Raw genomic sequence first — 26,969 nt, 5'->3', positions numbered from 1 at the left:
GCTGACCCGGAGGTGGCCTATCCCCTTACGGGTGTCGTCGCCGGCGGTCCGAAGGCGGCCAGGGCCGCGGAGAAGCGAGCCCGGATCCGAATGGCATCCATGGATGGGCCGTTGATGGGCGCCTCCGCCAGGCAGCGCTCAAGCTCCATGCGGAGCGAACGCAGGGCATCGGCCCTCAACTCGGCTGGCATGCGGGACAGGATGCGATCCAGCGCCTCCGTCACCGCAAACTCGAGTTCATCCTCGGCGTTTACTGACTGGATGGGTTCCAAAGCGTCGCTCCTCGGCCGCCCTGCCACGCCACCCGGACCGGGCGACTAAGTGTTGCTAGCACGGAACGGTCATGATGGGCAGAGGATCGCTCGTTGCGGGAACCTCGCGACCGGATAGCTACGAGGTGTTGTTTTCTCTCCCCTTCCGCACCATGGGCGGTTAAGCTGAACCTGGATCGGGCTTCGATTGGTATCTGCCACGCGCCGCCCGATCACCCTCAATGGAAGCTGACATGACCGAGAGGAGTCACTCCGTCCCCGGACAGCCGCTTATCCCACACGGGACGAAGCAGCCGCATGAGGATGTGATTGCTGCCATCAGCGAACTGGCCGACCATGTCCGAGCCTATGGCCTGCATCAGGCCGACGACATGCTGACGGAACTTCTGGCCATCCTCTACGCGGAGCACGAGGACGACTGACCCCGCCCAGGCCATTCCCGGTCGCGTTCCACTGATCCCGTGTCGGCCCCTGGCGTAGCACTCCCGCTGCGCCGAAGCGGCGGCGGATTTGCCGGAACGCACACGGCACCCTACAGCATCAAGGCGGCCTTTCGCCGTGGGGAAGACATGTGCTGATCGAGCCGGCGCTCACCTGGATTGCTGAGCACCGGACCGGGATGATTATCCTGGTCGTGGTGATGCTGATCACCATTTGGGCCCGGCGGCGATAACGCCGCCTACCAGCCCGCAACCAATGCCCTCGCCTCACGCCTCCTGAAGCGGGCGGCCGGCCCAATGGCGGCCCGCGACGTTGCCGCTCAGTCCGCGCGCGCGCCGGAGGCGCGGACCAGCGGGCCCCAATCCTTAACCTCCTGGGCCACATAAGCGGCGAAGCGATCCGGCGTCCAACCACGCATGATCGGCGTTCCCATCTCGTCCATGCGCTTCGAGACGGAGGGATCGGCCACCGCATATTCCAGTGCCGCCGCAATCCGGTCCACCACCGGCCGCGGCGTGGCGGAGGGGCCGAAGAGGCCGAACCAGGAATAGGCCTTGTAGCTAGGGATCCCGGCCTCGGCCATGGTCGGCACCTCGGGCATCAGGGGCGAACGCTCATCGCCGGTGACGAACAGGCATTTCACCGTTCCGGCCTGATGATGCGGCAGCAGCAGCCCGTAGACATCCTGCGTGAACTGCACCTCCCCACCAACGAGCGCGTTGATGGTCTGCGCCCCGCCGCGATAGGGCACATGCTCCACCCGCGCGCCGATGCGGGTGACGAAATTGGCATTCGCCAGATGCCCCGTCGCCCCCACGCCGTTGGAGCCGTACTGGTACTTGCCCGGATTGGCGCGCAGCGTGTCGATCAGCTGCTGCGGCGTGCGCACGTCCCAGCCCTTCGTGGTGACGGCCATCGCCAAGGGCACGAAGACCGTGGGCGCGATCGCCGCCAGGTCCTTCACCGGATCATAGGGCAGGTTCGGATACAGGGCCGCCGCCACGCCGGTGGAGGCCAGCGTGGCATGCAGGAAGGTATGGCCATCGGTCGCCTTGGTGACGAAATCCGTGCCCACCGTGCTACCGGCGCCGACGCGGTTCTCGATGACGATGGGCCGCCCGAGGAACTCGCTCATCCGCGGCGCCATGATACGGATCACGAGGTCCGTGCTGCCCCCCGCCCCATAAGGCACGACCATGCGGATCGGCTGGGACGGCCACGGCCCCTGGGCGCGCAGGACGGAGGGAGCCGCCAGCCCCGCGGCGGACAGGGCGAGCAGCCCGCGCCTGCGAAGGACAGGAGCTGGGGCTGGGGCTCGGTGATCGTGACGCATACGCTCGTCGCCTTTCCTGTGGTCTTGCTAGCCGCGCTGACGTCTTCTTGGGCCTTGCGGCCTTGGTCGTGTCGTTCCCGCCGGTCAGCCCTGGCGCCGGTCCGCCCAGTCCCGCAGCTGGTAGTAAGTGCCTACGACGGGAACGAACCACGGCACACCATGGTAGAGAGGATGTGTCGGCGCACCGCCCGTGTCGAAGGCATTCACCGGCTCCGCCCTCCGCTCGAGAATCTTGCGGGCAATGCCATGGCCCAGCCAGTTCATCATCACCACGCCGCTGCCGTTGCAGCCCATCGCGTAGTGGATGCCGTCCTGCTCGCCGATATGCGGGAGGTAGTCGAAGGAAACGGCGACACGGCCGCCCCAGCTGTTGGTGATGCGCACCCCCGCCAGATCCGGGAAGCGCTCCACCATCAACCGGTGCAGAATGGCGGCCGTCACCCGCTCCTCCGCCGGGAAGAAGCGAGCGCGACCGCCGAACAGCAGGCGCGTGCCATCTGGCGAGAGGCGGTAGTGGTTCACCACGCGCCGTGTTTCGGAAACGGCGCGGTCGCGCGGCATGATCCGGCGGGCCAGCCCCTCCGGCAGCGCTTCCGTCGCGATCATATGCGTCGTCACGGGCAAGGCGCGGCGGCGCAGCGCCGGGACGAGCCCACCGGTATAGCCATTGGTCGCGATCACCACCTGCTCCGCGCGCACCGTGCCGCGCGGCGTGCGCGCCTGCCAGCCGCCCGCCACGCGTTCGATCGCCTCCACGGGCGTCATGCCATGGGCGCGGGCCCCGGCACGCCGCGCCGCCTCCAGCAGCCCGCCATAGAGCTGCGCGGGCTGCAGATGTCCGCCGCGCCTCAGCAGCACGCCACCCGCATAGAAATCGGAGCCAACCTCATCCGCCATCGCCTCGCGCGGGATCATCCGCGCCTCAGCCTCGGCATAGCGGTTGAGGTCATCGAGCCGGGATTCCCAGCTCTTGCGATGCGCCGCCGTCCACAGCGCAGTAAGGCGCCCAGAAAGGCGCCAGCCGCAACGGATCTGATGGCGCTCGATCGTCGCCTCGAGATGCCGCATGGCCGCCGCCGCATCACGCAGCAGTGCCTGGCGTCGCGCCGCGGCGCCGCTGCGCGCCACCGTGTTGCCGCCACCCGGCGTCTTGCCAACATTGGCCCCGCCCGTGACCTGCCCGCCGGAGCGGCTGCTGGCGCCCCAGCCGAGGCGCTGCGCATCCAGCACCAGCACGTCACGCCCATGCTCCGCCAGGGTCAGCGCGCAATGGATGCCGGCATAGCCCGCCCCGACCACCAGCACGTCAACGGAACGCGGCAACTCGGCCGGCGGATCCTCGGGTGGGGTGAAGCCTTCCCACCACCAGGGGGTGGTGCGGAAGTCCTCGGCGTAGATACCGGAATCCGCCACGGCGCTCATTCTGCGGCCATGCGCCGCTCGGGGCGAAGGGCGCGGAGCTGCGGCAGCGTCTCGGTCAACCGCGCCCAGGCCGCACGCACCGCCGCGCCGCCACCACCCTCGCCCTTCACCGTCTCCATCAGCCGCCGCTTGACGAAGAAGCGCCAATGGATCGGCAGGTCCGCGAGGATCCCAGTCATCGCATCATAAGCATCGCGGTCCCAGACGCGCTCAAAGGCCTCGCGCTCGGCCCCGAAGCGGAAATGTCCAACCGGCGCATTGCCGCGGCGGCTCGCGCGCAACGCCTCGGTCGCCGCCTCGTCCACCGCGCCATCCCGGATCACGACGCCATAATCGGCCTCGGCGGATTCCGGGGAAACATAGCTGCAGACCACGTCGCGCAGCACCCGCGCGGGCTCGCGCTCCAGCGGATCGCCGCGCCCGCCACCGCCCGGCGAGGTGATGGAGATCACATCGCCCGGATTGGCGCTGAAGGTATCCACATTGTTCAGCACCCGCTCATCCGGCCGCCCCGGGTTGAGCACCATGCGCGAGGGCTCGCCCGGCCCACCACCCAGGATGCCCCAGGCCCGGAAGCGGCAGCGGTCCCGGTTGCGGGCCGTGATGCGGGTGTTTGGGGTGAAGGCCTCGAACTCCATCTTCGTCGCCAGCCCGCCCCGCCAGCGCCCCGGCCCGCCGGAGCCGGAGGCAAGGCCGTAATGGCGAAAGCGGATCGGCACCTCCGCCTCGGTGATCTCGATCGGCGTGTTCTTGAGATAGGCGGCATCGGCACCCGAGCCGTCCGTGCCGTCCCCATGCGGCATGCCGCCACCACCACCCACCACCGGGTTGATAGCCGCGATCATTGCATCCCCCGTGCGGTCGTCATGGGTCATGACATTGACGATGGAGGAGGAACCCGCGGGCGCCGCCGGCATCCGCTCCGGCATGGCCAGGCCAAACACGCCGAAGACCAGGCTGCGCAGCCGCGCACAGGTCAGCGAGCGCATCCCCACCGCCGCCGGCGGCGAGGGGTTCACCACCGTGCCTTCCGGCAGGATGCAGGTGAAGGGCCGCGTCAGCCCGAAGTTCAGCACGAGATTCGGGTTCAGCGTGAACAGCACATAGTACACGCCCACCATCATCAGCGTGTGGCGCGGGTTGCCGCCCGTCGGCACGTTGAGCGAGGAGGTGAGCTGCGGGTCGCTGCCGGTGAAGTCCAGGATGGCGGAATCGCCCCGGATGCGCATCGTCACCGCCAGCCGCGCGGGATATCCGTCCGGCCCGTCCTCATCGGCATAGTCGGAGAAGAAATACTCGCCATCGGGGATGGAGCGCAGGATTTCCCGCGCCTGGTGTTCGGCATAATCCTGCAGATCGGACAGGCCTTCCATCAGCGTGTCCGCGCCGAAGCGCGCGATCATCTCGCGCACCTTGCGCTCGCCGGTGTTGAGCGCGCCGATGAAGGCCTTCAGGTCACCCAGATTCTGCTCCGGCTTGCGCACGTTCAGCAGCATCACATCCAGCAGCTGCTGGTTCAGCACGCCGTCGCGGTAGAGCAGGGAGGGTTGGAACCGAATCCCCTCCTGATGCACCTCCGTCAACGCGCGGGAGAGGCTGGCCGGCACGGCGCCGCCCATGTCGGTGTTGTGGATGTGCCCCGCCACGAAGCAGACGAGCTTCCCCTCATGGAAGACCGGCTTCCACATATGCAGGTCCGGCACATGGGTGGAGAGGAAGCCCGAATAGGGATCGTTGGTGAAGGCGATGTCGCCCGGCCGGTATTCCGGGATCAGCGCCATGGCCCGGCCGTAATCCAGGCCTGGATACCAGGTGGCGCCAAGGTCCATCGGCACGCCCACCGTGTGGCCCTCGGCATCCAGCACCTGGATGGTGAAGTCCTCGGTCTCCTTCACGAAGGTGGAATGCGCCGTGCGGTATAGCGTGTAGGCCATGTTCTCCGCCGTCGCGCGGCAGTGATTGGCCAGGATCTGGAGAGTAACCTTGTCGATTGCCACGGCGCGCTACTCCGCAAGGTCCAGGATGATGTTGCCCATCTCGTCCACGGTCGCATCGAAGCCGGGCGGAATGCAGGCAGTGCTGTCGTCCTGCGCCACCACGCAGGGGCCGGCGAAGCGCTGGCCGACGGCAAGCGCCGCACGGCGATAGAGCGGCACATCGTGCCAGCCGCCGTCGAAAAAGACGTGCAGCATCTGCTCCGGCACGAGATTCCCCTCCGCGCGTGGCGGGGGCAGCATGGCCGGGCGCGGCGGACTGCCGGCCATCACCAGCCGCAGATTGACGATCTGCGCCAGGGAATCGCAGTCGCAGAAGTCGTAGATAGCTTCATGCGCGGCATGGAAGGCCTCGGCGATGGCGGTGGTGTCGCCCTTGCGCACCGCGTCATCAGGCAGCGGCACCTCGATCTCGAAGGACTGGCCGTGATAGCGCATGTCGGCGTACCAGCTGGATTTCGCCTCGCCGTCGAAGCGCTGCTCCTCGCGCAGCCAGGCCAGCCCCTGCTTCTCCAGCGCCGCCGCCTCGCGCGCGATGAGCGGGCCATCCGCGGGCTCGGCGGTCGCGAACAGCGTGCGGATGAAGTCGTTGCGGATATCGGCGACCAGCCCGCCAAGCGCGCTGACCACCCCCGGCCGCGCCGGTACCATCACTCGCCTCACCCCCAGCTCCCGCGCCAGGAAGCAGCCCAGCATCGGGCCTGCGCCGCCGAAGGTCAGCAGGGTGAAGTCGCGCGGATCGACGCCGGAACGCGCGACGAGCTTGTTCACCTCGACGAACATGCCCGAGATGGCGATGCGGATGATCGCCTCCGCCGCCGCCTCGGTCGAAAGCCCCATGGGCTTCGCCACGCTGTCGATGGCCGCCTTCGCCAATGCCGGATCGGGGCGCAGCGCGCCATAGGCGAGCTCATGCTGCCCGAGGAAGCCGCAGGCGGTGAAGGCATCGGTGATGGTCGGCCGCGTGCCGCCGCGCCCGTAGCAGGCGGGACCAGGATCGGAACCCGCGCTCTCGGGCCCCACCTTCAGCACGCCGAAATCATCCACCCAGGCGATGGAGCCGCCGCCATCGCCGATGGAGGTGACCGAGACCGTGGGGATATAGAGCGGCAGGTCGCCGATCTTCTCGCCCAGGCCGAATTGCGGCTGCCCATCCACGATCAGCGCCACATCCGCGCTGGTACCGCCGATATCGAGGGTGATGACTCGATCCTGATGCGCCTGCCGCGCCAGGAAGGCCGCGCCGATCACGCCGGATGCGGTGCCGGACAGTACCATGCTCACGCAGTTCCGCTTGCCCAGAGCCGCCGACATGACGCCACCATTGGACTTGGTGATCAGCGGCTCCGCCGGCACGCCGCGAGCCTTCAGCCCGCCGATGAGGTTGTCCAGGTAGTCGCGCACCTTCGGGTGCACATAGCCGTTGATGAGGGCCGTCGTTGTCCGCTCGTACTCGCGGATGACGGGCCAGACCTCGGTGGAGCGGAAGACGAAAAGCTCCGGCGCCTCGCGCCGCAGGATCTCCACCGCCCGCGCCTCATGCTCGGGATTGCGATAGGAGTTCAGCAGCGAGACGACGATGCCCTCCACGCCCTTGGCGCGTGCGGCCCCCGCGGCGCGGACCACGGACGCCTCGTCCAGCGGCGCCTCGACGGATCCATCCGAAAGGATGCGCCCGATAACGCCGAAGACGCAGTCACGCGAGACCAGCGGTGCGCCGCGGCGGGAGAACAGGCTGTAGGCCTCCGGCATCCGCAGCCGCGCCAGCTCCACCACATCCTCGAAGCCGCTTGTCGCCAGCATGGCCAGCCGCGCGCCCTTGCGCTGGATGACCGTGTTGATCCCGACGGTGGTCCCATGGACGAAGCTGGTGATCTGTGCCGGCGCCGCCCCGTGCCGCTCCTCCAGGATCTCAAGGCCCCGCAGCAACTCCGCGCCCGGGGTGGCTGGCGTGGTCAGCACCTTCAGGCTGTGCAGCTCCGCCGTGTCCTCGTTCCAGAGACAGAAGTCGATGAAGGTACCGCCGATATCCACGCCGACGCGAAAGCCCATGCCGCCTAGCATCCCATCCGGTGCCGCCCCCAGGGGCGTTACCTGCCGGATTATGGGCGCACCGGCCTCGCGATCCACACCAAACTTGTGGCAAGGTCATATCCACCGGTTATAGCAAGGCGAGGATGAACGCCCGTCAGCTCGAGATCTTCCACGCCGTCATGCGGATGCGCAGCGTCACCGGCGCCGCGGGATTCCTCGGCATTTCCCAGCCGGCCGTGAGCAAGGCGCTCCGGCTGGCGGAGCGGCAGGTCGGCTTCCGCCTGTTCCGCACCGTCAAGGGCCGGCTGCTTCCGACCTCGGAGGCGGAGCGGCTGTTGCCGGATGCCGAGCGGATCGTGGGCGACATCGCCGCCTTCGCGCGGCTGACGGGCGAGGTGCGCACGGGCGGCGCCGGCCTGGTGCGCGTGGCCGCGTCCTCCTCCCTCTCCAACGGCCTGCTCCCGCGCGCCGTGGCGCGGTTCCAGCGCAGCCACCCGCTGGTCCGCGTCTCCTCCCACCTGCTGCCGGCACGGGAGACGGCGGAGGCCGTGCTATCGGGGCATGTCGATCTCGGCCTATGCCTCTCCCCGGTGCCCATCCCAGGACTGGCGGTGCGGAGCCTGCCCGGGCCGCGCATGATCGTCATCGCACCGGAAGGCCATGCGCTGCTGCGCCGCCGCGTCGTGACCCCCGCCGATCTCGCCCCCTACCCGCTCGTCTCCTTTGGCCCGGAGACCTATTTCGGCCAGGTCCTCGACCAGGCCTTCGCCGCGGCCGGCCTGAAGCGCGAGGTGGCCCTGCAGGTGACGATGAGCATCTCGGCCGCCTGCCATGTGCGTGCCGGAGCGGGCGTCGCGATCCTGGACGGGCTCACCACGCAGCTTGGCCTGCCCGGCCTCGGCTGGCGTCCCCTCGCACCCGCCATCATGCTGCCGGTGAGCCTGATGACGCAGGAGACGAGAACGGTGCCCCAGCTCGTCAACGCCTTCGCTCAGGCGCTGACGACCGACCTTGAGGAACTGGTGGGCTGACACGGCCGCAGCCGGCACGCCGCGCCGGCGGCTCTGCGAGCCCCTGGCCTAGGAGAAGGCGGTGAAGGCCGCATCCACGATGCGGTCGATGAAGGCATCCGTCACCGGCTCGCCCGACACGACCTTGCGGTAATAAAGCGGACCATAGATCGCATCGAGGAAGATGTCCGGATCGGTGCCCTCCGCGATCTCGCCCGCCTGAATCGCCTGCTGGAGCATCATCCGGGTCTGCGCGCGCCTTGGGCGCGCGATCTGGTCCGAATAGGCCTGGGCCAGCAGCGGGTCGGTCTGCTTCGCGCCGATCAGTGCGGTGATGGCATGGCCCTGGGGGCTGTTCAGCAGCCGGATAGTGGCCTTGAGCTGCCGCTTGAAGCGTTCCTGGTAGCTGCCGGTGCGGGTTTCGTCGGCGATCGGCGTCATCCGCGCCGAGACGCAGGCCAGGGCCAGGGCCGCCCGGTTGGGCCACCAGCGGTAGAGGGTCGTCTTCGCCACGCCAGCCCGTGCGGCCACGGCCTCCATCGTGACGCTCTGGAAACCGCCTTCCGCGAGCAGCTCCGCCGTGGCGGCCAGGATCTTCTCCCGCGCCTCCTCGCTGCGCGGGCGGCCGCGGCGAAGCGTGGCGGCCGGTGCCCCATCCTCTATCGTCATCACGTTGCTCCCGGCATCCAGTTCTTTCTTGCGGAACGGGCGCCGGGAATCAAGGCAGCCCTCGTGGAGCAGCGCCGGCTATTCCAACCGCGCGCCCGAAACCCGCACCAGCTCCCGCCAGACCCCCTCCTGCTCCGCGATATAGGAGGTGAAGGCGGCGGGTGAGGCGTCGGTGATCGGCATGAATCCGAGCGGCTGCAGCCGCTCCCTGTAATCCGGCTGTTCTGCCGCTTTCACGGTCGCAGCATGCAGCTTGCCGGCGATCTCCGGGCTGAGCCCGGCAGGGCCATCAATCGAATACCAGAACTCCATGTCCATGTCCGAACCGGGAAGCAGCTCGGCCATGCCGGGCACCGCCTCCAGCCCCGGCACGTAATCCACCCGCTTCGCGCTGCCGACCGCGAGCGCGCGCAGCCTGCCCTCACGCACATGCGGGATAAGGGCGGGAATGCCGTCGAACATCATGTTCACCGTGCCCGCCAGAAGGTCGTTCAGCCCCGGCGTCAGGCCGCGATACGGCACATGCGTGATCTGCACCCCGGCCGCCTGCATGAGCTTGGCGAGGGACAGATGGCTGATGGTGCCCTGGCCGGAGGAGGCCATCACGATGCCGCCCGGCTTCTCCTTCGCCGCGGAGATCAGTTCGGCGAAGTTCCGCCATGGCTCGTTGGCGTTCACGACCAGCACGGTGGTGCCGATCGACACGCGGCTGAGATGGGTGAAGTCCTTGATCGGGTCGAAGGCCAGCCGCCCACCATAGAGATACTTGTTGGCCCCGAAGATCGTCGCGCCGCCGAGGAACAGCGTGTAGCCATCCGGCGCCGAGCGGGCGACCAGCTCCCCCGCAATGTTGCCGCCGGCGCCGGGCCGGTTGTCGATCACCACTGGCTGCCCGAGGATCGTCCCCATGCGCTCGCCCACGAGCCGCGCCGTGATGTCGGCCGCCCCGCCGGGCGTGAAGGGCACGACCAGGCGGATCGGCCGCGACGGGAAGGCCTGACCCCAGGCTGAGCCGATCAACGCCGGCGTCGCCAGCGCACCAAGCAGCAGGCCACGACGCTGGATCCCGCCACGGCCCCGCCGGGATGGGTTGAAGGCTTCGCTGGTCATCCGTTGCTCTCCCTTGCTTCTTGTTTCTTCATGGGCCCCGGCGGTGGCGGGGCATGGCCCCGCCGGATCGTCAGGAAGCGTGCTCGAGGTGAGCATCCTCCGGCTTGCGGGCACCGGCCGGGGCGCCTTGCGCCAGCGCCATCAGCTCCGCCGCCCGAGGCAGCGATTCCACGCGCGCGATCTGCTCCAGCAGCCGGTCGACGGAGGCGGCGCCGATCACCGGATCGGCCAGAAGATGCGTCTTCGCGGCGGCCTCGGCGGGTGTCATCGGATTGGCGATGGAACCCCTGGGATGATCCACCTGCGAGGTGAAGATCGCGCCGTCCTCCGCCTCCACCGTCATGTGGCAGGACACGCCGCGTGGCAGGCTGTCATCCGGCACCACGGTGACCATTTCGGACAGCCGCAGGATTCCCGGCTCGTGTACCTTCTCGTCGGTGTATTGCGGCAGCAGGGCGGCGCCCTCGCGCAGCGCCACGGCCACCGAGTAGTTCAGGCTGACCTGCGCCTCGTGATGCGTCGCGGGGCGCGGGATCTGGTGGTAATGCGCCCAGGCCGGGTGGCGGCGGATGGTAATGCGGCGGATGCCATCCACGCGCGCGGCGCCCATTTGCCGACGGATGTCGATCGCGCAGTCGATGCCGTTATGAATCGGCCGCGCGCAGGCATAGGCCTTGTACTCGATGAAGATCGGGAATTCCGTGCCCAGCCCGCGGGTGAGCGCCGCCGGGTCGAACTGGTCGCTGAAGGCCCGGCAGAAGCCGCGCTGCCCATCGAGGATCGTCGCCGCCCCGGTGAAGCCGAGCTGCGCCATCACCGCGGAGGTGACGCCATTGCGCGCCGCCGGCCCCGGATTGAAACGCTTCTGCATGGACGGCCCATACATTTCCATGAGCCCCGAGGCCTGCGCCCCCGCTAGGCCCAGCGCGGAGGTCATCGCCTCCTCATCCAGGCGGAACAGCAGCCCGGCCGCCACCGCCGCGCCGAAGACGCCCACCGCGGGGGTGGTGTGGTAGCCGCGGTCGCGCAGCGACGGGTTGGTGGCATCGCTCAGCCGCGCCATGGCCTCGCAGCCCGCCACCACCGCCGTCAGCAGCTCCGCGCCGCTGGAGCCCGCGCGCTCGGCCGCTGCAAGCGCGGCCGCCACCACGGGCGGGCTGAAGTGGAACAGCGCGAGGATGTCCACGTCGTCAAGCTCGACGCTGTGCGACGCGATGGCATTGGCGAAAGCCGCATGCACGGCCGGAACGCGGGCACCACCGCCATTCACCAGGCTCGCCTCCTCCCGCCCGCCGGTCTCCACCGCGAAACGTCGCGCGATGGCGCCGCTTCCAGCCCGCGAGCCCGCAAGCGCCACGCCGAACCAGTCCGCGATCAGCGCCCTCGCATCCGCCAGGTGCTTCGCGGGAATGCGGTCGATGGTGAGGGACGAGAAATGCCTGGCAAGCGTGACGGCGGCGGGTTCGGTCATGATGTTTCCTCCAGGATGCAGTTCGGTTCAGGCGTTCGGCTCGGCATCGAGCCGGACGGCGATGCCTTCCAGTTCCGACGAGACGGCGGGATAGCGGCGCATCACCTCCGGGTCGTGGCCCGGCACGATGTGCTTCGGCGAAGGCGCGAGCTTCCGCAGCGCCTCGAAGCCCTCCAGCATCTCCCCGACATGGAAGGCCGTCGGGAAGGGCCGCCCCTTCTCCATGTTCTCGTAGAAATGCGTGACGTCGGAGGCGAGCACCACCGGCCCGCGCCGGGTGTTCACCCGCACGCATTGCAACCCGGCCGAATGCCCGCCCATGCGGTGCAGCGAGACACCGGGGGCGATCATCGCGTCACCGTCATGGAAGTCCACGCGACCGGCATAGTTCAGCCGCACCATGCCGCAGACATCCTCCACCTCGAAGGAATGCGACAGGCGCGGGAAGCGCATGTAACGGCCCGTGGCGTAGTGCATCTCCGGCTCCTGGAGATGGAAGCGCGCCGCCGGGAAACGGTGGAAGTTGCCAACATGGTCGTAATGCAGATGGGTGAGCACCACCTCCTGCACCGTCGCCGCATCGACACCGACCAGCGAAAGGCTCTCCACAGGGCAGCGCAGGAAGGTCCGCCCGCGCTTGGCCGAGGTCTCGGCGGTGAAGCCCGTGTCGATGACGAAGCTGCGCCCCGCCCCCACCGCTGCCCAGACGAAGTAGTCCATCGGCATGGGCGCGTCATGCGGATCGCCGCCGATGAAGTGGTCCCGCCGCTTCGCATCGCGCATCGCATAGCGGATGGCGAAAAGCTCGTAGACGTCATCCCTCTCCATGGGCATCACGGCACCGCCAGATCGGGCGCCGCGGCGCGCGCATGGGCCCTGGGATGCCGCTCAACCGCGAGCGCCGTCATCCAGGCATCGCGGATGCCATCGAGGAAGTCGCTCGGCCGGTTGCAGTCGCCCACAAGCACGTAGTCGACGCCGGCTTCCCCCAGCACGGGCACCACGTCCCGGTTCGGCACAGGGCCGACGGCATGGACGATCAGGTCGCCCGGCGCCATCGTCCAGCGCCGCTCACCATTCCGCAGCACCAGCAGCCCATCCTCGAAGCCTTCCACGAGCGTGCCGGTCATGCTCCGCATCCCGGCGCGTTCCAGCCGCTCCAGCAGGTCGAAGCGGTTGTTGCGCGCCATGCCGGTGGCCAGGGTCGGCAGCCCCTCGATCACGGTCACGCGGCAGCCGCGCTTCTCCACCAGCAGATCCGCCGTCTCCAGCCCGACCAGCCCGCCACCGATGACCGTGACCGCGGCGCCCTCCGCGACGCGCGAAGGATCGAGAATTGCGTCCCAGGCATGCAGCGTCGGGCATGGCGCCGAATCCAGCATCGGCAGGCGCCGCGCCCGCGATCCGGTGGCGATGATCGCCAGATCCGGCGCGAAGTCCCGGATGCGGGCCACCGTCGCCTCCATCCCGAAGCGTACGGGAACGCCCAGCGCCGCCACCTGCGGCCAGCGATAGCTCCAGATGCCGCCGACATCCGCCTTGTCCGGCCCGGCCGTCGCCAGGGGCATCTGGCCGCCCGGTTGGTCCGCCTTTTCCCAGATCTCCACCGCATGGCCGCGCGCGGCGGCGACCCGCGCGGCTTCGACGCCTGCGACGCCGGCGCCGAGCACCAGCACGCGACGGCGCTTGTCCACCGCCACCGGATCGGCGAGTTGCGGCTCCGCCAAGTCCAGCCGCTCGAATTCCGTGCCGACCAGCGGATTGGCGACGCAGGCGACATCCTGCTCCAGCGTCAGCCGCTCGTAGCAGACATTGCAGGAGATGCACTTCTTGATCGGCGTCGCGATCTCGCCGAAGGCCTTGCGCGTCCAGTACGGGTCCGCGACCAGCGCGCGGCACACCGCCACATATTGCGCGCTGCCCGCCTGCAGCACGCCCTCCGCATCCTCTGGGTCGATGATGCGGCCGGCCATGATGACCGGAATGCCCAATGCCTCGGTAATGGGCCGCGCATAGGGCTCCAGGAAGCGCCGGGGGAAAGATGGAGGCTGGATGCAGTAGCGCGACAGGGCCGGGCTCTCATTCGAGCCACCGGAGAGATCGATGGCGATCACCCCCGCCTTCTCCAGCGCCAGCGCGAGCGTGACGGCCTCCGCCTCGCTGTAGCCGCCCTCGACATATTCGGTCGCGCTAATGCGGACCATGAGCGGAATCGATGGAATCTCCGAGCGGATGAGCTGCACCGTCTCGAGCAGCAGGCGCATGCGGTTCTCGATGGAACCGCCATAGGCATCGGTGCGGCGGTTGATGCGCGCGGTGAAGAACTGCTGGAACAGGTAGCCATTTGCCGCATGCAGCTCGACGGCGTCATAGCCCGCCTTCCAGGCCCGGCGCGCGGAGGTGAGGAATTCCTCCTGGATCGCGCGGATCTCGCCCACGGACAGGCCGCGCACCGGCTCGCCGGTCGCCGGATTGATGCCGTCGGACGGTCCCACCGGCTCCATGCCGAGCACCGAGCGGCGCAGCAGCCCGCCGCGATGGTTCAGCTGTGCGACCGCCAGGGCGCCGCCGTCGTGAATGGCACCCACCACCGCCGCCAGGCCGGGGATGAATCGGTCATGATGGATGCAGAGCGAATTGCGGTGGTTCCGCGCGTTCGGCGAGACAACCATCGCCTCGGTGATGATCATCGCCGCGCCACCCAGCGCACGCTCGGCGTAGTAGAGCTTGTCGCGCTCGGTGGAGAAACCGTCGCCGGTCCCGTAATTGGTGCCCATCGGGCCCATGATGATCCGGTTGCGAAGGGCCAGCGGCCCCATCATGCCCGGCTGCGCGATGAGCATCGGCCCGCCTCCCGCCACGCCGCTCATTCCGCCGCCTGCGCCAGCTCGCCGCGCTCGGGCGTGAAGACATAGCCTTCCATGATCCGCCTAGCGGTGCGCCCAAGGGTCGCGCGCTGCACGCGAAACTCCGGCCCATTGCCACCGGCCACCATGACTTCCGTGACGATGACGCCGGCGGGATGGCCGATGCGGCATTCGATCTGCTCGAAAGGCACGGGCCGCGCGGCCTCATGCACCAGCGTGCCGGGAATGCGGCTCGCGACGCCCGTGCAGACGGTGCTCGTGCCCGCATAGGTCTTGTGGGTGCGCTGCATGAACATCAGCCGCGCCAGCACGTCCATCTCACCGGCGGGCACTTCGGTGCCATGCAGGAAGTCGCGATAAGCGGCCGGCGCCGCGACCATGCCGAGGATCGGCACCGCCGGCGTCTCCGCGCGCGCGGCCACGGGCGAGGACGCAAGTCCGAGGCGGTGCGCCGCCGCACCACGGATGCGTTCCAGCCGGTCAAGCAGATCGGCCCGCCCGTCGATCTCCGCAGGCATCTCCGTGCCCGTCAGGCCGATATCGGCCGCGCGGATGAAGACATGCGGATTGCCGATATCGACCAGGCTCGCCTCGATGCTGCCGACGCCCTCCACCTCCAGCCGGTCCACGACTTGGCCGGTGGGAAGCAGCGCGCCGGTCGCGCCGCCGGCCGTATCGGCGAAATCCACCAGGATCCGCGCGCCGGTGCCGGGCACGCCGGGAACGGCGAAGTCCCCCTCCTCGACAGGCTGTCCGTTCTCGACCGGCACCTCGATCCGCAGCACCCGCCGCAGATTGGTGTTCCAGGCCAGCACGGTCGTGACGGGCGAGCGCGGCTCCACCATGCCCTCGCGCACCGCGAAGGCGCCGACGGCCGAGCTGATATTGCCGCAGAGGCTCAGATAGTCGATCGCCGGCTCGTCGATCTCCACCTGACCGAAGGTGTAGGTGAGATGGGTTCCCGCCGCCTCGGGGATCTCGGCGCGCGGCGGGCCGATGACGGCCAGCTTGCTCGTCAATGGATCAGCGCCGCCCAGCCCGTCGATCTGCCGCTTATCGGGCGAGCCGAAGATGCCGAGAATGAGGGCGTCGCGTGCGGCCGGATCGGCCGGCAGGTCGGCTTCCTTCAGGAAGACGGCCTTGCTGGTGCCGCCACGCATCATCACGCATCGCGTTTGCCGGGCCATGCCGTTCCTCCCGCAGCCATGCCGGGTTCACCCCGGCTCTGCGGGCATTATTCATACGCTACGTAGCGTTTCAAGGGGAATCTGCAGAAGGCCTGTTAGCCGCAATTTCCCCGAAGATGCAGGAAATGCCACGCGCCCTGCTGTGCCGAACCCCGCGGCCTGCCTGTACGGCATGCGCGGCCACACGCTTCACGACCGCGTGGCCGGGCGCGGATGAAGGCTCTCAGATGATGTGCTTGGGGTGACGAAAGTTCATGGCCGCGGAAGATCCAGCTCCGGTCAACACGTCACGCAAGTGCAGGTATCAGGACTGGCAGCGGCCCGGCATCGTCAGACCGCCCGTTATCCTAACATGTTGAGTAGGCGAGCCTCAGCCGCGCCCGTGTTCGGCTCGGAGCCATTGCCGGCCGACATGGCACGCAGCGTCGCGGCGGCAGTACCGCCCGCGCCAATCCGCGCGGCTGAAGCGGCCAGCTAGCCGCCGGCGACGCCCTTGATGACAATGCCGGTGCCGCCGCAAGTCGGGCAGTCGCTGGTTCCCAGCCGTCCCTTGCCCTGGCACTGCGGGCAGACATCCTCCCCGGTACCCGGCGTTCCCGGCGCCGCATCATCCCCGGGGTTGAGGCGCCCCGTACCCGAGGTGGCGCCACTGGATCCGTTGTCGGTCTTTCCGCCGGACATGACAGCCTCCCTATACGGCCCAACCCGGACAACGCTCTCCCGCCCCGCCCCGTTGCAGCACCCAGCCCGGGATGGGCCCGCGCCTCAGACGATGCGCTTCGGCGAAATGGGATCGCTGGCGGGGAAGGTCTCCTCCACCGCCTCGTCGAGAAGCTGGTCCTGCCGGCGCGCCAGGTCCTCGCCGGGCTGGTAGGGGCCGGGCGCGGATTCCGCCGCCTTGTCGGCATTCTGTTGGCCGCCGCTCACCGCCGGCGGCGCATCGGCCGGCGCGACGGCGCCGCCCGACTGGGCCCAATCCTTGAAGCCACCGAGATTGCGCACATCGGTGAAGCCCAGCTCCTGCAACGTCTTCCCGCCCAGGGCCGACCGCCCGCCGGAGGCGCAGTACACGATCACGGTACGCCCGGGCTCGAAGGCCGGATCATGCGACGGGGAGGCCGGGTCCGCGCGGAACTCCAGCAGCCCCCTCGGCACCTCGAGCGCCCCCTTCACCTTGCCCGATTCCTGCACCTCGGCGGCCTCGCGCAGGTCGACCACCAGCGCCTTCCCATCCCGGATGAGGTCCGCGGCCTCCGATGGCGTGATCCGCGGCACCGCGGCGCCGGCCTTGGCAAGCATGTCCTTCACTGAGGTCGGCATGTGTCTCCATCCCTTCGGATATGGCCTGGATGTCTAACGCATCGCGCCCCACGCGGCTCATCTTTCGTCGGTGGCGCGCCTAGCTCCGGCAGGCGGGCTTGCGGGGCGGGGGGAGCCGCAGCGGGCCGGGCGGGGGGGCGAGCCCTCCCGCGGCCACCGTCGCCGCACACCCATCCGCCGCCTGGGCCCGCGCACGGGCCGGCCGCTTCCCGGGCTGGCGCGCCGGAGCGGCTGGGCGGGCGTTGGCCGCCCGCTGCCTCGACAGGCTGGCCTGCTGGCGAAGCTGTGGTCCCGTCACCCGCTCATGCGGCAGGGCGAGGGCGGGGCGGATCGGCGTCGCGGATCTCGGCACGGCATTCTGGGGCTCGGCCGGCTGCGGCACCCGTGCCGTCCGGATCATGGGCGTGGCGGAAGCCGGGCCGGCCGGCGCGGCCCCCTGGCGGAAATGCGGCTGCACCTCCTCGGCCAGGTATTTCACCACGTTGGGGGTGCGGATCACCTCCCGATAGGTGTCGATCGGCACATTCAGGAAATCCTCCGCTCCTCCGCCGCGGCGGTTCATGCGGAGCGTCCCCGCACCGGGCGGCTGCCCGCACCAGCGGGCGGAGGAGAAGGCGGAGGAGGTGAGCGTCGAGGTGCTGCAGATCTCCGCGGCACCGGCGGCCGGGGCGGAAGCAGCAAGAAGGACGAGGGAGACCCTCAGGAGACGAGGAAGGCCCATGGCTCGCTGCTCCAGCTAAGAAGCTCTGCCATATCGCCAATCCTCCGCGTCGGGAAGCCGGGGGCGGGCCCGCCAGGGCATATCACGCCGCTTCTCCGATGAGGTGTAGCACCAGCTCCCGCCGGTGCGGCGCGGTCCGGTGCTCATAGAGATAGATCGCCTGCCAGGTGCCGAGGACCGGCGCGCCATGCTCCACGGGTATGGAAAGCTGCGTCTGGGTGAGCGCCGAGCGGATATGCGCCGGCATATCGTCCGGCCCCTCCTCGTCATGGCTGTAGCCCCCGGCCGCGCCATCCGGCACCAGGCGCCGCAGGAAGGCCTCCAGATCCACCCGCACCTCCGGCGAGGCGTTCTCCTGCACCAACAGGGAGGCCGAGGTGTGCCGGCACCAGATCGTCAGCAGCCCGGTCTCGATGCCTTGGCGCCCGACCCATTCGCGGACCGGCGCCGTTATGTCGACCAGACCGCGCTGCCGCGTCGCGACGATGAGATGGTGGATGTCCTGCCTCACGCCCAAACCTTCCTGTCCCGACCACTCGGCGGCCCGCCATCCGTGGCGCGAATGCCCCGTGCCCCGGGCGAACCAGGGGCTCCGCCGCATGAACCTGCCCGCCGCGCTGAACAACCGGCAACTTTGCGTCCGGATGCATCCGGAGCGCCCCGACGTCCATGCACAGGTACGCCACTCGCCCCCGCAACGGGGCAGGCCGGTCCATTGCGCGCCCGGAGTTGGCATGGCCGCCCGGCTGGTCTTCGATAGGGCGGCGCGGCGTCCTCAGGGACGGGGTAGCCCGCTGGCTGGATGACCGAATGACCCATCACCATGCGCATTCCCCTGGGGGAAACGCGGCGCCCCGATCCGCCGCGCCATCGTGGCGGCACACGTGACGGCACCCCTCCTGCGGCCCGGCGATCCCGTCCTGGTCACCGGCGGATCGGGCTTCCTCGGTTCCGCCGTGACGCGCGCGCTGCTGGCGCGCGGCCTTCACGTCCGGGCGCTGGTCCGCCCGACCAGCCAGCGCGGCAATCTCGAAGGCCTGGATTGCGAGACGGTCCATGGCGACCTCACCGATCCCGCCTCCCTCCGCGCCGCGCTGCAGGGCACCCGCTATCTGTTCCATGTCGCCGCGGATTACCGGCTCTGGGCGCCCGATCCCGCGGTGATCCTGCGGGTGAATGTCGAGGGCACGCGCGCCCTGATGCGGGAGGCGATGGCCGCCGGGGTGGAGCGCATCGTCTACACCAGCAGCGTCGCGGCCCTGAAGGTTGCGGGCGCCACCGCCCCGGTGGACGAAACCGCGCCGCTCGATCCGGCGGAGGCCATCGGCACCTACAAGCGCAGCAAGACCCTGGCCGAGCGTGTCGTGGAGAAGATGGTGGCGCAGGACGGCCTGCCCGCCGTCATCGTGAGCCCCTCCACCCCGATCGGCCCCCGCGACATCCGCCCTACGCCCACCGGCCGCATCATCCTGGATGCCGCGCGCGGCAAGATCCCGGCCTTCGTCGACACCGGCCTGAACTTCGCGCATGTGGACGACATCGCCGAAGGCCATCTCCTCGCCTTCGAGCGCGGGCAAATCGGCGAACGCTACATCCTCGGCGGCGAGAACCTGTCGCTCGAGGCCTTCCTCGCCGAAGTCGCCCGCCAGACCGGCCGCCGCGCGCCGCGCATCAAGCTGCCGCGCGCGCCCCTCTTCCCGCTCGCCTGGGGCGCCGAGGCCGTGGCGCGCGTCACGGGCAAGGAGCCGCTGCTGACCGCCGATGCGCTGCGCATGTCCCGCTACATGATGTTTTTCACCTCGGCCAAGGCGGAACGGGAACTGTCCTACAACGCCCGCCCGTGGCAGGAGGGCGTATCCGACGCGCTCGCCTGGTTCCGGAAGGCGGGCTTCCTGTGATCGCCCTGCTCCTCGGCCTCGTGGCGCTGGCGATCTGGTTAACGCTGCTGCTGGCACGCGGCGGCTTCTGGCTCGCCCGCCAACGCGACGACCGCGACGCGCCGCCTTCCCCCGCCCAATGGCCCCGCGTGGTTGCCGTGGTGCCCGCGCGCAACGAGGCCGACGTGATCGCGCGATCCATCGGCAGCCTGCTGCGGCAGGACTATCGTGGCGCCTTCCATGTCGTCCTCGTGGATGACGGCAGCACCGACGGCACCGCCGAGGCTGCCCGCCAGGCCGCCGCATCGGCCGGCGCGGAGGCGCGGCTGGAGATCCTCCCTGGCGCTCCGCTTCCGGCGGGATGGACGGGCAAGCTCTGGGCGCTGCAGCAGGGCGTGCGCCATGCCAGCGCCGCCACGCCGCCGGACTACATCCTGCTGACCGATGCCGATATCGGCCACACCCCGGACAACCTGCGAGCGCTGGTCTCGCGTGCCGAATCAGGCCGATACGCGCTCGTCTCGTTGATGGCCGAGCTGTCCTGCGCCACCCTGGCGGAACGCTTCCTGATTCCGGCCTTCGTCTTCTTCTTTCAGATGCTCTACCCCTTCGCCTGGGTCTCGCGCGCGGATGGGCGCACGGCCGCTGGTGCGGGCGGCTGCATGCTCACCCGGCGCGACGCGCTGGAGGCGGCGGGCGGCATCGCCTCCATCCGCACCGCCATCATCGACGACTGCGCCCTGGCCCGCCGGCTGAAGGCCCAGGGCCCGATCTGGCTCGGCCTCACCCGCCGCGCGCGCAGCCTGCGCCCCTATGGCAGCATCGGGGAGATCGGCCGCATGGTCTCGCGCTCCGCCTATGCCCAGCTCGGCTACTCCCCACTGCTGCTCGCCGGAACCCTGGCGGGCATGGCACTGACCTATCTGGTCCCGCCTGCCCTGGCGCTGTTCGGCAGCGGCGCGGCACCGTTGGCCGGGCTGGCCGCCTGGCTGCTGATGGCCCTCGCCTTCCAGCCCATGCTCCGCTTCTATCGCGTCTCGCCCCTTTGGGGCCTCGCTCTGCCGGCCATCGGTGCGGCCTATTCCCTGTTCACCCTGCAATCCGCCCTGCAGGTTTGGCGAGGCCGCGGCGGCATGTGGAAGGGTAGGGCCCAGGCCATGGCGGGCGGCGCCTGACCCCCGGCGATGCCTGCCAGCTTCGCCGCGGGCCGATTTGGGTTTAGGAGCCGCGCGGCACCGAGGACGGGGATGGATGACGATCGAGCCTCAGACTGAGTCAAAGCCAGCCGGGTCAAAGCCAGCCGGGTCAAAGCCAACCGAGGCAAAGTCGGCCGAGTCAAAGCCGGCCCTTGCCGATCCGGCCCCTTCTGATCCTGGCATTCCCGACCCGGCGACACTCCAGGCGCAGATCGCAGCAAGCTCCTTCTACGCGGCCATGCGCCTCATGCCGAAGGCCGAGCGCGCGGCCATGTTCGCCATCTACGCCTTCTGCCGGCTGGTGGACGACATCGCCGATGACGGCACTCGCCCGCGCGACGCCCGCGCGGTGGAGCTGGAGCGCTGGCGCACCGACCTTGCCGCGCTCCATGCCGGGCAGCCCGCCGGCCGCGCCGCCTTCCTCGCCGAGGCCGTGCAGCGTTTCGGCCTGCGCAAGGCCGATTTCCTCGCGGTCATCGACGGCATGGAGATGGACGTGGCGGCGGATATCCGCGCGCCGGACCTCGCCACGCTGGACCTCTATTGCGACCGGGTGGCGAGCGCCGTCGGCCGCCTCTCCACCTGCGTCTTCGGGATGGACGACGCCCCCGGCCTGGAACTCGCCCATCACCTCGGCCGCGCCCTGCAGCTCAGCAACATCCTGCGCGACCTGGACGAGGATGCCGCCATCGGCCGCCTCTACCTCCCGCGGGAGCTTCTGGTGGCGGAGGGAATCACCACCACCGATCCGTCGGAAGCCATCGCTGATCCCCGCATCGACTCCACCTGCCGCGCCCTGGCCGAGCGCGCGCAAGAGCATTACGCTGCGGCGGAACGCGTGCTGCGCGCCCGCCCCCGCGGGCGCCTGCTCGCCCCCCGCCTGATGGGCGCGGTCTACCGGGAAATCCTGGAGAAGACGCAGGCTCTCGGCTGGGCCCCGCCCCGCCAGCGCGTGCGCATTGGCAAGCCGCGCCTGCTGTGGATCGTCGCCCGCCACGGCCTGTTCGGATGACGGTCCATGTCGTCGGCGCCGGGCTCGCCGGGCTCTCGGCGGCGGTTTCGCTCGCGGCCAGCGGTGTCCCCGTGGTGCTGTCTGATGCGGCGCGCCAGGCCGGCGGCCGCTGCCGCTCCTACCACGATGCCCAGCTCGACATGGTGATCGACAACGGAAATCACCTCGTCCTCTCCGGCAATCCCGCGGTCGCCCGCTATCTGCGCGCCATCGGGGCCGAGGACCGGTTGGCCGGGCCGGAGCGCGCCGAATTCGCCTTCCTTGACCTGCGCGACGGCGCGCGCTGGACCCTGCGCCCGAATGACGGGCCGATTCCCTGGTGGGTCCTGCTTCCAGGCCACCGGGTGCCCGGCACCCGCCCGCGCGACTACCTCGCCCTGGCGCGGCTGCTGCGCCGCCATCCCGGCCGCCGGATCGACGAGGTGATCGCGACCAGTGGCCCACTCTGGGAACGGCTGCTGCGCCCCATGCTCGTCTCCATCCTCAACACCCCGCCGGAGGAAGGTTCCGCCGACCTGGCAGGAGCCGTGATGCGCGAAAGCCTGGCGAAGGGCGGCGCCGCCAGCCGCCCGCGCGTCGCCACCCCCACCCTGGCCGCCGCCTTCGTCGACCCCGCCCTGGACCATCTGCGCCGGGCAGGGGCGGAAATCCGCCTCGGCTGCCGCCTACGCGGCCTGGGTCTGCAGGACGGCCGCGTGAGCGAGCTGCGCTTCGCCGATGAGACAGTGGAGCTCGAACCCGAGGACCGCGTGGTCCTCGCCCTGCCGCCATGGGTGTCGCAGGAGCTGCTGCCCGGCCTGATCGTGCCGGACGAGCACCGCCCCATCGTCAACGGGCATTTCCGCCTGGCCCCGCCTCCCAAGGCACCGGCGATGATGGGCCTGATCGGCGGCACGGCCGAATGGGTCTTCGCCTTCCCCGACCGCATCTCCGTGACCGTCAGTGCCGCCGATCACCTGCTGGATCTGGAAGCGGACAGCCTGGCGGAACGCCTCTGGCGGGACGTCGCAGCCGCCCACGACCTCTCCGGCCCGCCACCGCCTTGCCGGATCGTGAAGGAGAAGCGCGCCACCTTCGCCGCCACCCCGGCGCAGGAGGCTCGCCGCCCCCCTGCCCGCACGCGCTGGGCCAACTTGTTCCTCGCTGGCGACTGGACCGCGACCGGGCTGCCCGCCACGATCGAGGGTGCATTGCGCTCGGGGGAAACCGCTGCGGCACTCGCCCTCTCCACAAATGGGCCCGTTCCTGAGAAACTACGTGCATGAACGATGTGCCGAGCAACCTCCTCGCCACAGCCGACGACCTCCGGATGGAGGGCCTGGAGGCCGATCTTCGCCGGGCCGCCGAAGCTCTCCGGGACGAACAGCGGGAAGACGGGCACTGGGTCTTCGAACTGGAGGCGGACGCCACCATCCCCGCCGAATACATCCTGCTCCGCCAGCATCTTGGTGAGCCGGACGACCCGGAGCTGGAACGCCGAATCGGCAACTACCTGCGCCGCATCCAGGGCGAGCATGGCGGCTGGCCGCTCTTTCATGGCGGCGCCTTCGACATCAGCGCCTCGGTGAAGGCCTATTTCTGCCTGAAGATGATCGGCGACGATCCCAACGCGCCGCATATGGCACGCGCACGGGCGGCGATCCTGGCCCATGGCGGCGCGGCCCGCGCGAATGTCTTCACGCGCATCCTGCTCGCCATGTTCGGCGAACTCTCCTGGCGCCGCGTGCCGACCATTCCGGTGGAGATGGTGCTGCTGCCGCGCTGGTTCCCGGTGCACATCTCGAAGATGTCCTACTGGGCGCGCACCGTGCTCGTGCCGCTGCTCGTGCTCCAGGCACTGCGCGTGCGGGCGCGCAATCCGCGCGGCGTGCGCATCCAGGAACTCTTCACGGCGAAGCGCCCGCGCGCGCGTCCGTCACGCACGCATCAGAAGCGCGCCTGGGCGCTGCTCTTCAACGGCATCGACGGCGGGCTGAAGGTTGCCGAGCCGCTCTGGCCGCGCCCGCTGCGCCAGCGCGCGATCGAGCGCTGCGTGAGCTTCGTGACGGAGCGCCTGAACGGTGAGGACGGGCTCGGCGCCATCTACCCCGCCATGGCCAATGCCGTGATGATGTATGATGCGCTCGGCTATGCGCCGGACCATCCGGACCGCGCCATCGCCCGTCGCTCCATCGAGAAGCTGCTGGTGATCCGCGAGGACGAGGCCTATTGCCAGCCCTGCGTCTCCCCGGTCTGGGACACCGCCCTCGTGGCCCATGCGCTGATGGAGGTGGGCGGCGAGGAAGCCTCCGTCACCCGCGGCCTCGACTGGCTGAAGCCGCTGCAGGAACTGGAGGTGAAGGGCGACTGGGCGGAGCTTCGCCCGCATGTCCGCCCCGGCGGCTGGGCCTTCCAATACCGCAACCCGCATTACCCCGACCTGGACGACACCGCCGTCGTCGTCATGGCCATGGACCGCGCGCGCCACGAGATGGGCCTGGGCGAGCAGTATGACGAGGCCATCGCGCGCGGCGCCGAATGGACCACCGGGCTGCAGAGCGGCAATGGCGGCTGGGGCGCCTTCGACGCCGACAACATCCACCACTACCTCAACAACATCCCCTTTGCCGATCACGGCGCCCTGCTCGATCCGCCCACCGCCGATGTCAGCGCGCGCTGCGTCAGCATGCTCGCCCAACTTGGCGAGACGCCGGAGAACCCGCGCATGCGCGCGGCCATCGACTACCTCGAGCGTGAGCAGGAAGCCGATGGCAGCTGGTTCGGCCGCTGGGGGGTGAACTACATCTACGGTACCTGGTCCGCCCTATGCGCGCTGAACGCCGCCGGCTTCGACGCCACGCGCCCCAGCATCCGCCAGGCGGCCGACTGGCTGATTGGCATTCAGAACCCCGATGGGGGCTGGGGCGAGGATTGCGAGAGCTACAAGCTCGACTATCGCGGTTATGAGCCCGCGCCCTCCACCGCCTCCCAGACCGCCTGGGCGCTGCTGGGGTTGATGGCGGCGGGCGAGGTGGACCATCCCGCCGTCGCGCGCGGTATCGAATACCTGCGCCGCACCCAGGACGAGACCGGGTTGTGGCAGCAGGACGCCTATACCGGTGGCGGCTTCCCGCGCGTTTTCTACCTGCGCTACCACGGCTATCCGAAGTTTTTCCCGGTCTGGGCCATGGCGCGCTACCGCAACCTGCGGCGGGGCAACGCCACGCGCACGGTCCACGGCATGTGACGATCCTCGCGGCCACCGGGCTGCAACGCGAGGCGCGCATCCTGGCGGGCGCTGGCATCGACGTGATCGCGGGCGGTGGCGATCACGCCCGGCTGGAAGCGGCGCTCGATCAGCTTGCGCCGCACGCGCATGGCATCATCAGCATCGGCATCGCCGGCGCACTCGCGCCGCATTTTCGTCCCGGGCATTGGGTGGTCGCCGAGACCGTGCTCGACGGCACGGATCGGTTTCCCACGGCCCCTGGCTGGGCCCGCCGCCTCCGGGCCGCCCTTCCCGAAGCCGCGGGAGGCACCCTGCTCGGCACGGATTCCATGGTGGCGGATGCCGCGGCAAAGGCCGCCCTGCACCGCCGCAGCGGCGCCATCGCCGTGGACATGGAATCGCATGTGGCGGCCCGGGTGGCCCGCCGCCACGCCCTGCCCTTCGCCGTTGCCCGCGTCATCTCGGATGCGGCGGATCGCACGCTGCCGCCCGCAGCCCGGGTCGGGATGCGCCCGGACGGGGGCATGGACCTGCCGGCGGTGCTGCGCTCACTTCTGGCCAACCCGCTCCAGCTTCCCGCCCTGATTCGGACAGGGCTGGAGGCGGAGCAGGCCTTCCGCGCGCTACTCCGCGGCCACCGTCGGCTGGGCGCCGCCATGCTTGCTGCCGTGGTTGATCTCGATCCGGCGTGACGCCTTCGGATTGGCCGTTCGGATCTCGGCCAGCTTCTTCTCCACATGGCCGGAGAAGACGTATTGGGCCGGGCGCTGGTTATCGAGCGGGATGTCCTGCGCCATCGGCCCCGTGGTCCGCACGCCTTGCAGCGTCACGGCCAGCGCCTTCACCGGATTGGTCACCATGTGCTTCACGGCCGAGGCCTCGAAGCCCGAATGCACCATGCAGTCGGCGCATTTCTCGTAATTGCCGACGCCGTACTTTTCCCACTCGGTGTCGTCCATCAGCTCCTTGAAGGTCTTCGCATAGCCTTCGCCGAGCAGGTAGCAGGGCTTCTGCCAACCGAACACCGTGCGCGTCGGGTTGCCCCAGGGCGTGCAGTGATAGGCCTCGTTCCCGGCCAGGAAGTTGAGGAACATGCGGGACTGGGTGAAGGGCCAGGCCTTGCCGCCCTTTCCGCGTGAGAGAATACCGCGGAACAGCTCCTTCGTCTTGGTGCGGTTCAGGAAGTGCTGCTGGTCCGGCGCGCGCTCATAGGCATAGCCCGGGGAGACCGTGATTCCGTCCAGCCCAAGCGCCGTCATCTCGTCGAAGAAGCGTGCCGTCTGCTCGGGGTCGGCATCGTTGAACAGCGTGCAGTTGATCGAAACCTGGAAGCCCTTGGACTTCGCCAGCTTGATCGCCTCCACCGCCTTCTCGTAGACGCCGTCCTGGCAGACGGACTTGTCGTGCATGGCCTGGTTGCCATCCAGGTGGATGGACCAGGTGAAGGCGGAATCCGGCTTGTAGTCGTCGATCTTCTTCGTCAGCAGCAGCGCGTTGGTGCACAGGATCACGAACTTCTTGCGGGCCAGGTAGCCGTGCACGATCTCCGGCATGTCCTTGTGCAGCAGCGGCTCGCCGCCCGCGATCGAGACGACCGGCGCGCCGCACTCGTCGACCGCCTCCATGCATTGCTCGACCGAGAGGCGCTGGTTCAGGATCTCGTTCGGATAGTCGATCTTGCCGCAACCGGCGCAAGCCAGATTGCAGCGGAACAGCGGCTCCAGCATCAGGACGAGCGGATAGCGCTTCCGGCCGCTCAGATGCTGCTTGACGAGATAGGTCCCGATCCGGGCGGCCTGCAGCAGGGGAATACCCAAGGCTGCGC

General features: G+C 69.5%; 24 protein-coding genes. 8 read left to right on the top strand and 16 right to left on the bottom strand.

From position 1 onward, the window contains the following. Positions 1 to 17: 17 nt before the first annotated feature. The gene (locus tag GSE44_RS04640; RefSeq protein ID WP_159347630.1) at positions 18 to 272 is read right to left on the bottom strand and encodes a hypothetical protein; all 255 of its coding nucleotides are present in this window, start codon (positions 270 to 272) and stop codon (positions 18 to 20) included. 233 nt (positions 273 to 505) lie between these two features. Between GSE44_RS04640 and GSE44_RS04635 the strand changes: the two genes are divergently transcribed. Continuing rightward, positions 506 to 694 carry a hypothetical protein gene (locus GSE44_RS04635; protein ID WP_159347629.1) on the top strand — a complete coding sequence of 63 codons (189 nt, stop codon included), beginning with the start codon at positions 506 to 508 and terminating at the stop codon, positions 692 to 694. Positions 695 to 1,032: 338 nt separating this feature from the next. On the opposite strand, the gene GSE44_RS04630 is transcribed toward GSE44_RS04635, so the two are convergent. The 4 genes from GSE44_RS04630 to GSE44_RS04615 all read right to left on the bottom strand — a co-directional run bounded on the left by GSE44_RS04630 (position 1,033) and on the right by GSE44_RS04615 (position 7,514). Beyond that, positions 1,033 to 2,046 carry a Bug family tripartite tricarboxylate transporter substrate binding protein gene (locus GSE44_RS04630; protein ID WP_159347628.1) on the bottom strand — a complete coding sequence of 338 codons (1,014 nt, stop codon included), beginning with the start codon at positions 2,044 to 2,046 and terminating at the stop codon, positions 1,033 to 1,035. A gap of 84 nt (positions 2,047 to 2,130) precedes the next feature. Continuing rightward, positions 2,131 to 3,468 (bottom strand): NAD(P)/FAD-dependent oxidoreductase, encoded by a 1,338-nt coding sequence (locus tag GSE44_RS04625; RefSeq protein WP_159347627.1) that lies wholly within the window; start codon positions 3,466 to 3,468, stop codon positions 2,131 to 2,133. Then, positions 3,465 to 5,465 carry a hydantoinase B/oxoprolinase family protein gene (locus GSE44_RS04620; RefSeq protein ID WP_159347626.1) on the bottom strand — a complete coding sequence of 667 codons (2,001 nt, stop codon included), beginning with the start codon at positions 5,463 to 5,465 and terminating at the stop codon, positions 3,465 to 3,467. The genes GSE44_RS04625 and GSE44_RS04620 overlap by 4 nt, the downstream gene beginning before the upstream one ends. Before the next feature lie 6 nt (positions 5,466 to 5,471). Further along, positions 5,472 to 7,514, bottom strand: a complete 2,043-nt coding sequence (locus GSE44_RS04615; RefSeq protein ID WP_159347625.1) for a hydantoinase/oxoprolinase family protein — start codon at positions 7,512 to 7,514, stop codon at positions 5,472 to 5,474. Between the two features lie 125 nt (positions 7,515 to 7,639). On the opposite strand from GSE44_RS04615, the gene GSE44_RS04610 reads away from it, so the two are divergent. Continuing rightward, complete coding sequence (locus GSE44_RS04610) at positions 7,640 to 8,527, top strand: LysR family transcriptional regulator (RefSeq protein ID WP_159347624.1); 888 nt, start codon at positions 7,640 to 7,642, stop codon at positions 8,525 to 8,527. A 48-nt stretch (positions 8,528 to 8,575) separates the two neighbouring features. On the opposite strand, the gene GSE44_RS04605 is transcribed toward GSE44_RS04610, so the two are convergent. From GSE44_RS04605 to GSE44_RS04560, 10 genes are all read right to left on the bottom strand, one after another. After that, the gene (locus GSE44_RS04605; RefSeq protein ID WP_159347623.1) at positions 8,576 to 9,175 is read right to left on the bottom strand and encodes a TetR/AcrR family transcriptional regulator; all 600 of its coding nucleotides are present in this window, start codon (positions 9,173 to 9,175) and stop codon (positions 8,576 to 8,578) included. Between the two features lie 78 nt (positions 9,176 to 9,253). Continuing rightward, entirely contained in the window at positions 9,254 to 10,285 is a 1,032-nt protein-coding gene (locus GSE44_RS04600) for a Bug family tripartite tricarboxylate transporter substrate binding protein (RefSeq protein WP_159347622.1), read from the bottom strand. Positions 10,286 to 10,355: 70 nt separating this feature from the next. Then, positions 10,356 to 11,756, bottom strand: coding sequence for an MmgE/PrpD family protein (locus GSE44_RS04595; RefSeq protein ID WP_159347621.1), 1,401 nt, complete (start codon positions 11,754 to 11,756; stop codon positions 10,356 to 10,358). A 27-nt stretch (positions 11,757 to 11,783) separates the two neighbouring features. Further along, positions 11,784 to 12,590 (bottom strand): N-acyl homoserine lactonase family protein, encoded by an 807-nt coding sequence (locus GSE44_RS04590; protein WP_235924557.1) that lies wholly within the window; start codon positions 12,588 to 12,590, stop codon positions 11,784 to 11,786. Continuing rightward, complete coding sequence (locus tag GSE44_RS04585; protein WP_159347620.1) at positions 12,590 to 14,599, bottom strand: oxidoreductase; 2,010 nt, start codon at positions 14,597 to 14,599, stop codon at positions 12,590 to 12,592. The genes GSE44_RS04590 and GSE44_RS04585 overlap by 1 nt, the downstream gene beginning before the upstream one ends. A 23-nt stretch (positions 14,600 to 14,622) precedes the next feature. Then, positions 14,623 to 15,810 carry a 2-methylaconitate cis-trans isomerase PrpF family protein gene (locus GSE44_RS04580; RefSeq protein ID WP_159347619.1) on the bottom strand — a complete coding sequence of 396 codons (1,188 nt, stop codon included), beginning with the start codon at positions 15,808 to 15,810 and terminating at the stop codon, positions 14,623 to 14,625. A gap of 474 nt (positions 15,811 to 16,284) precedes the next feature. Next, positions 16,285 to 16,491: a hypothetical protein gene (locus GSE44_RS04575; RefSeq protein ID WP_159347618.1), complete on the bottom strand. Its 207-nt coding sequence runs from the start codon at positions 16,489 to 16,491 to the stop codon at positions 16,285 to 16,287. Positions 16,492 to 16,575: 84 nt separating this feature from the next. Beyond that, positions 16,576 to 17,130, bottom strand: coding sequence for a rhodanese-like domain-containing protein (locus tag GSE44_RS04570; protein ID WP_159347617.1), 555 nt, complete (start codon positions 17,128 to 17,130; stop codon positions 16,576 to 16,578). Positions 17,131 to 17,209: 79 nt separating this feature from the next. Continuing rightward, a complete protein-coding gene (locus GSE44_RS04565; RefSeq protein ID WP_159347616.1) occupies positions 17,210 to 17,851 on the bottom strand; it encodes a hypothetical protein in 642 nt (213 codons plus the stop codon). 82 nt (positions 17,852 to 17,933) lie between these two features. After that, positions 17,934 to 18,362, bottom strand: coding sequence for a secondary thiamine-phosphate synthase enzyme YjbQ (locus tag GSE44_RS04560; protein WP_159347615.1), 429 nt, complete (start codon positions 18,360 to 18,362; stop codon positions 17,934 to 17,936). Between the two features lie 373 nt (positions 18,363 to 18,735). Between GSE44_RS04560 and hpnA the strand changes: the two genes are divergently transcribed. From hpnA to GSE44_RS04530, 6 genes are all read left to right on the top strand, one after another. Continuing rightward, positions 18,736 to 19,749, top strand: a complete 1,014-nt coding sequence (gene hpnA, locus GSE44_RS04555) for a hopanoid-associated sugar epimerase (RefSeq protein WP_235924556.1) — start codon at positions 18,736 to 18,738, stop codon at positions 19,747 to 19,749. Beyond that, positions 19,746 to 20,903: a glycosyltransferase gene (locus tag GSE44_RS04550; protein ID WP_159347614.1), complete on the top strand. Its 1,158-nt coding sequence runs from the start codon at positions 19,746 to 19,748 to the stop codon at positions 20,901 to 20,903. Before hpnA ends, GSE44_RS04550 begins: the two co-directional genes overlap by 4 nt. A 76-nt stretch (positions 20,904 to 20,979) precedes the next feature. After that, the gene (gene hpnD, locus GSE44_RS04545; protein ID WP_159347613.1) at positions 20,980 to 21,936 is read left to right on the top strand and encodes a presqualene diphosphate synthase HpnD; all 957 of its coding nucleotides are present in this window, start codon (positions 20,980 to 20,982) and stop codon (positions 21,934 to 21,936) included. Next, complete coding sequence (gene hpnE, locus GSE44_RS04540) at positions 21,933 to 23,201, top strand: hydroxysqualene dehydroxylase HpnE (RefSeq protein ID WP_159347612.1); 1,269 nt, start codon at positions 21,933 to 21,935, stop codon at positions 23,199 to 23,201. Before hpnD ends, hpnE begins: the two co-directional genes overlap by 4 nt. Further along, positions 23,198 to 25,162, top strand: coding sequence for a squalene--hopene cyclase (gene shc / locus GSE44_RS04535; protein WP_201305932.1), 1,965 nt, complete (start codon positions 23,198 to 23,200; stop codon positions 25,160 to 25,162). The genes hpnE and shc overlap by 4 nt, the downstream gene beginning before the upstream one ends. After that, entirely contained in the window at positions 25,159 to 25,836 is a 678-nt protein-coding gene (locus tag GSE44_RS04530) for a phosphorylase family protein (RefSeq protein ID WP_159347611.1), read from the top strand. Before shc ends, GSE44_RS04530 begins: the two co-directional genes overlap by 4 nt. Here the strand turns inward: GSE44_RS04530 and hpnH are convergent. Next, positions 25,768 to 26,961, bottom strand: a complete 1,194-nt coding sequence (hpnH, locus tag GSE44_RS04525) for an adenosyl-hopene transferase HpnH (RefSeq protein WP_159347610.1) — start codon at positions 26,959 to 26,961, stop codon at positions 25,768 to 25,770. The two genes, GSE44_RS04530 and hpnH, sit on opposite strands and share 69 nt — an antisense overlap. Between the last annotated feature and the right edge of the window lie 8 nt (positions 26,962 to 26,969).

The sequence above is a fragment of the Muricoccus harenae genome, assembly GCF_009848505.1.
GTDB classification, from domain to species: Bacteria; Pseudomonadota; Alphaproteobacteria; order Acetobacterales; family Acetobacteraceae; genus Roseomonas; species Roseomonas harenae.
Note: the sequence above shows the minus strand (reverse complement) of the source record. Positions and strands in the feature narration are given on the sequence as shown.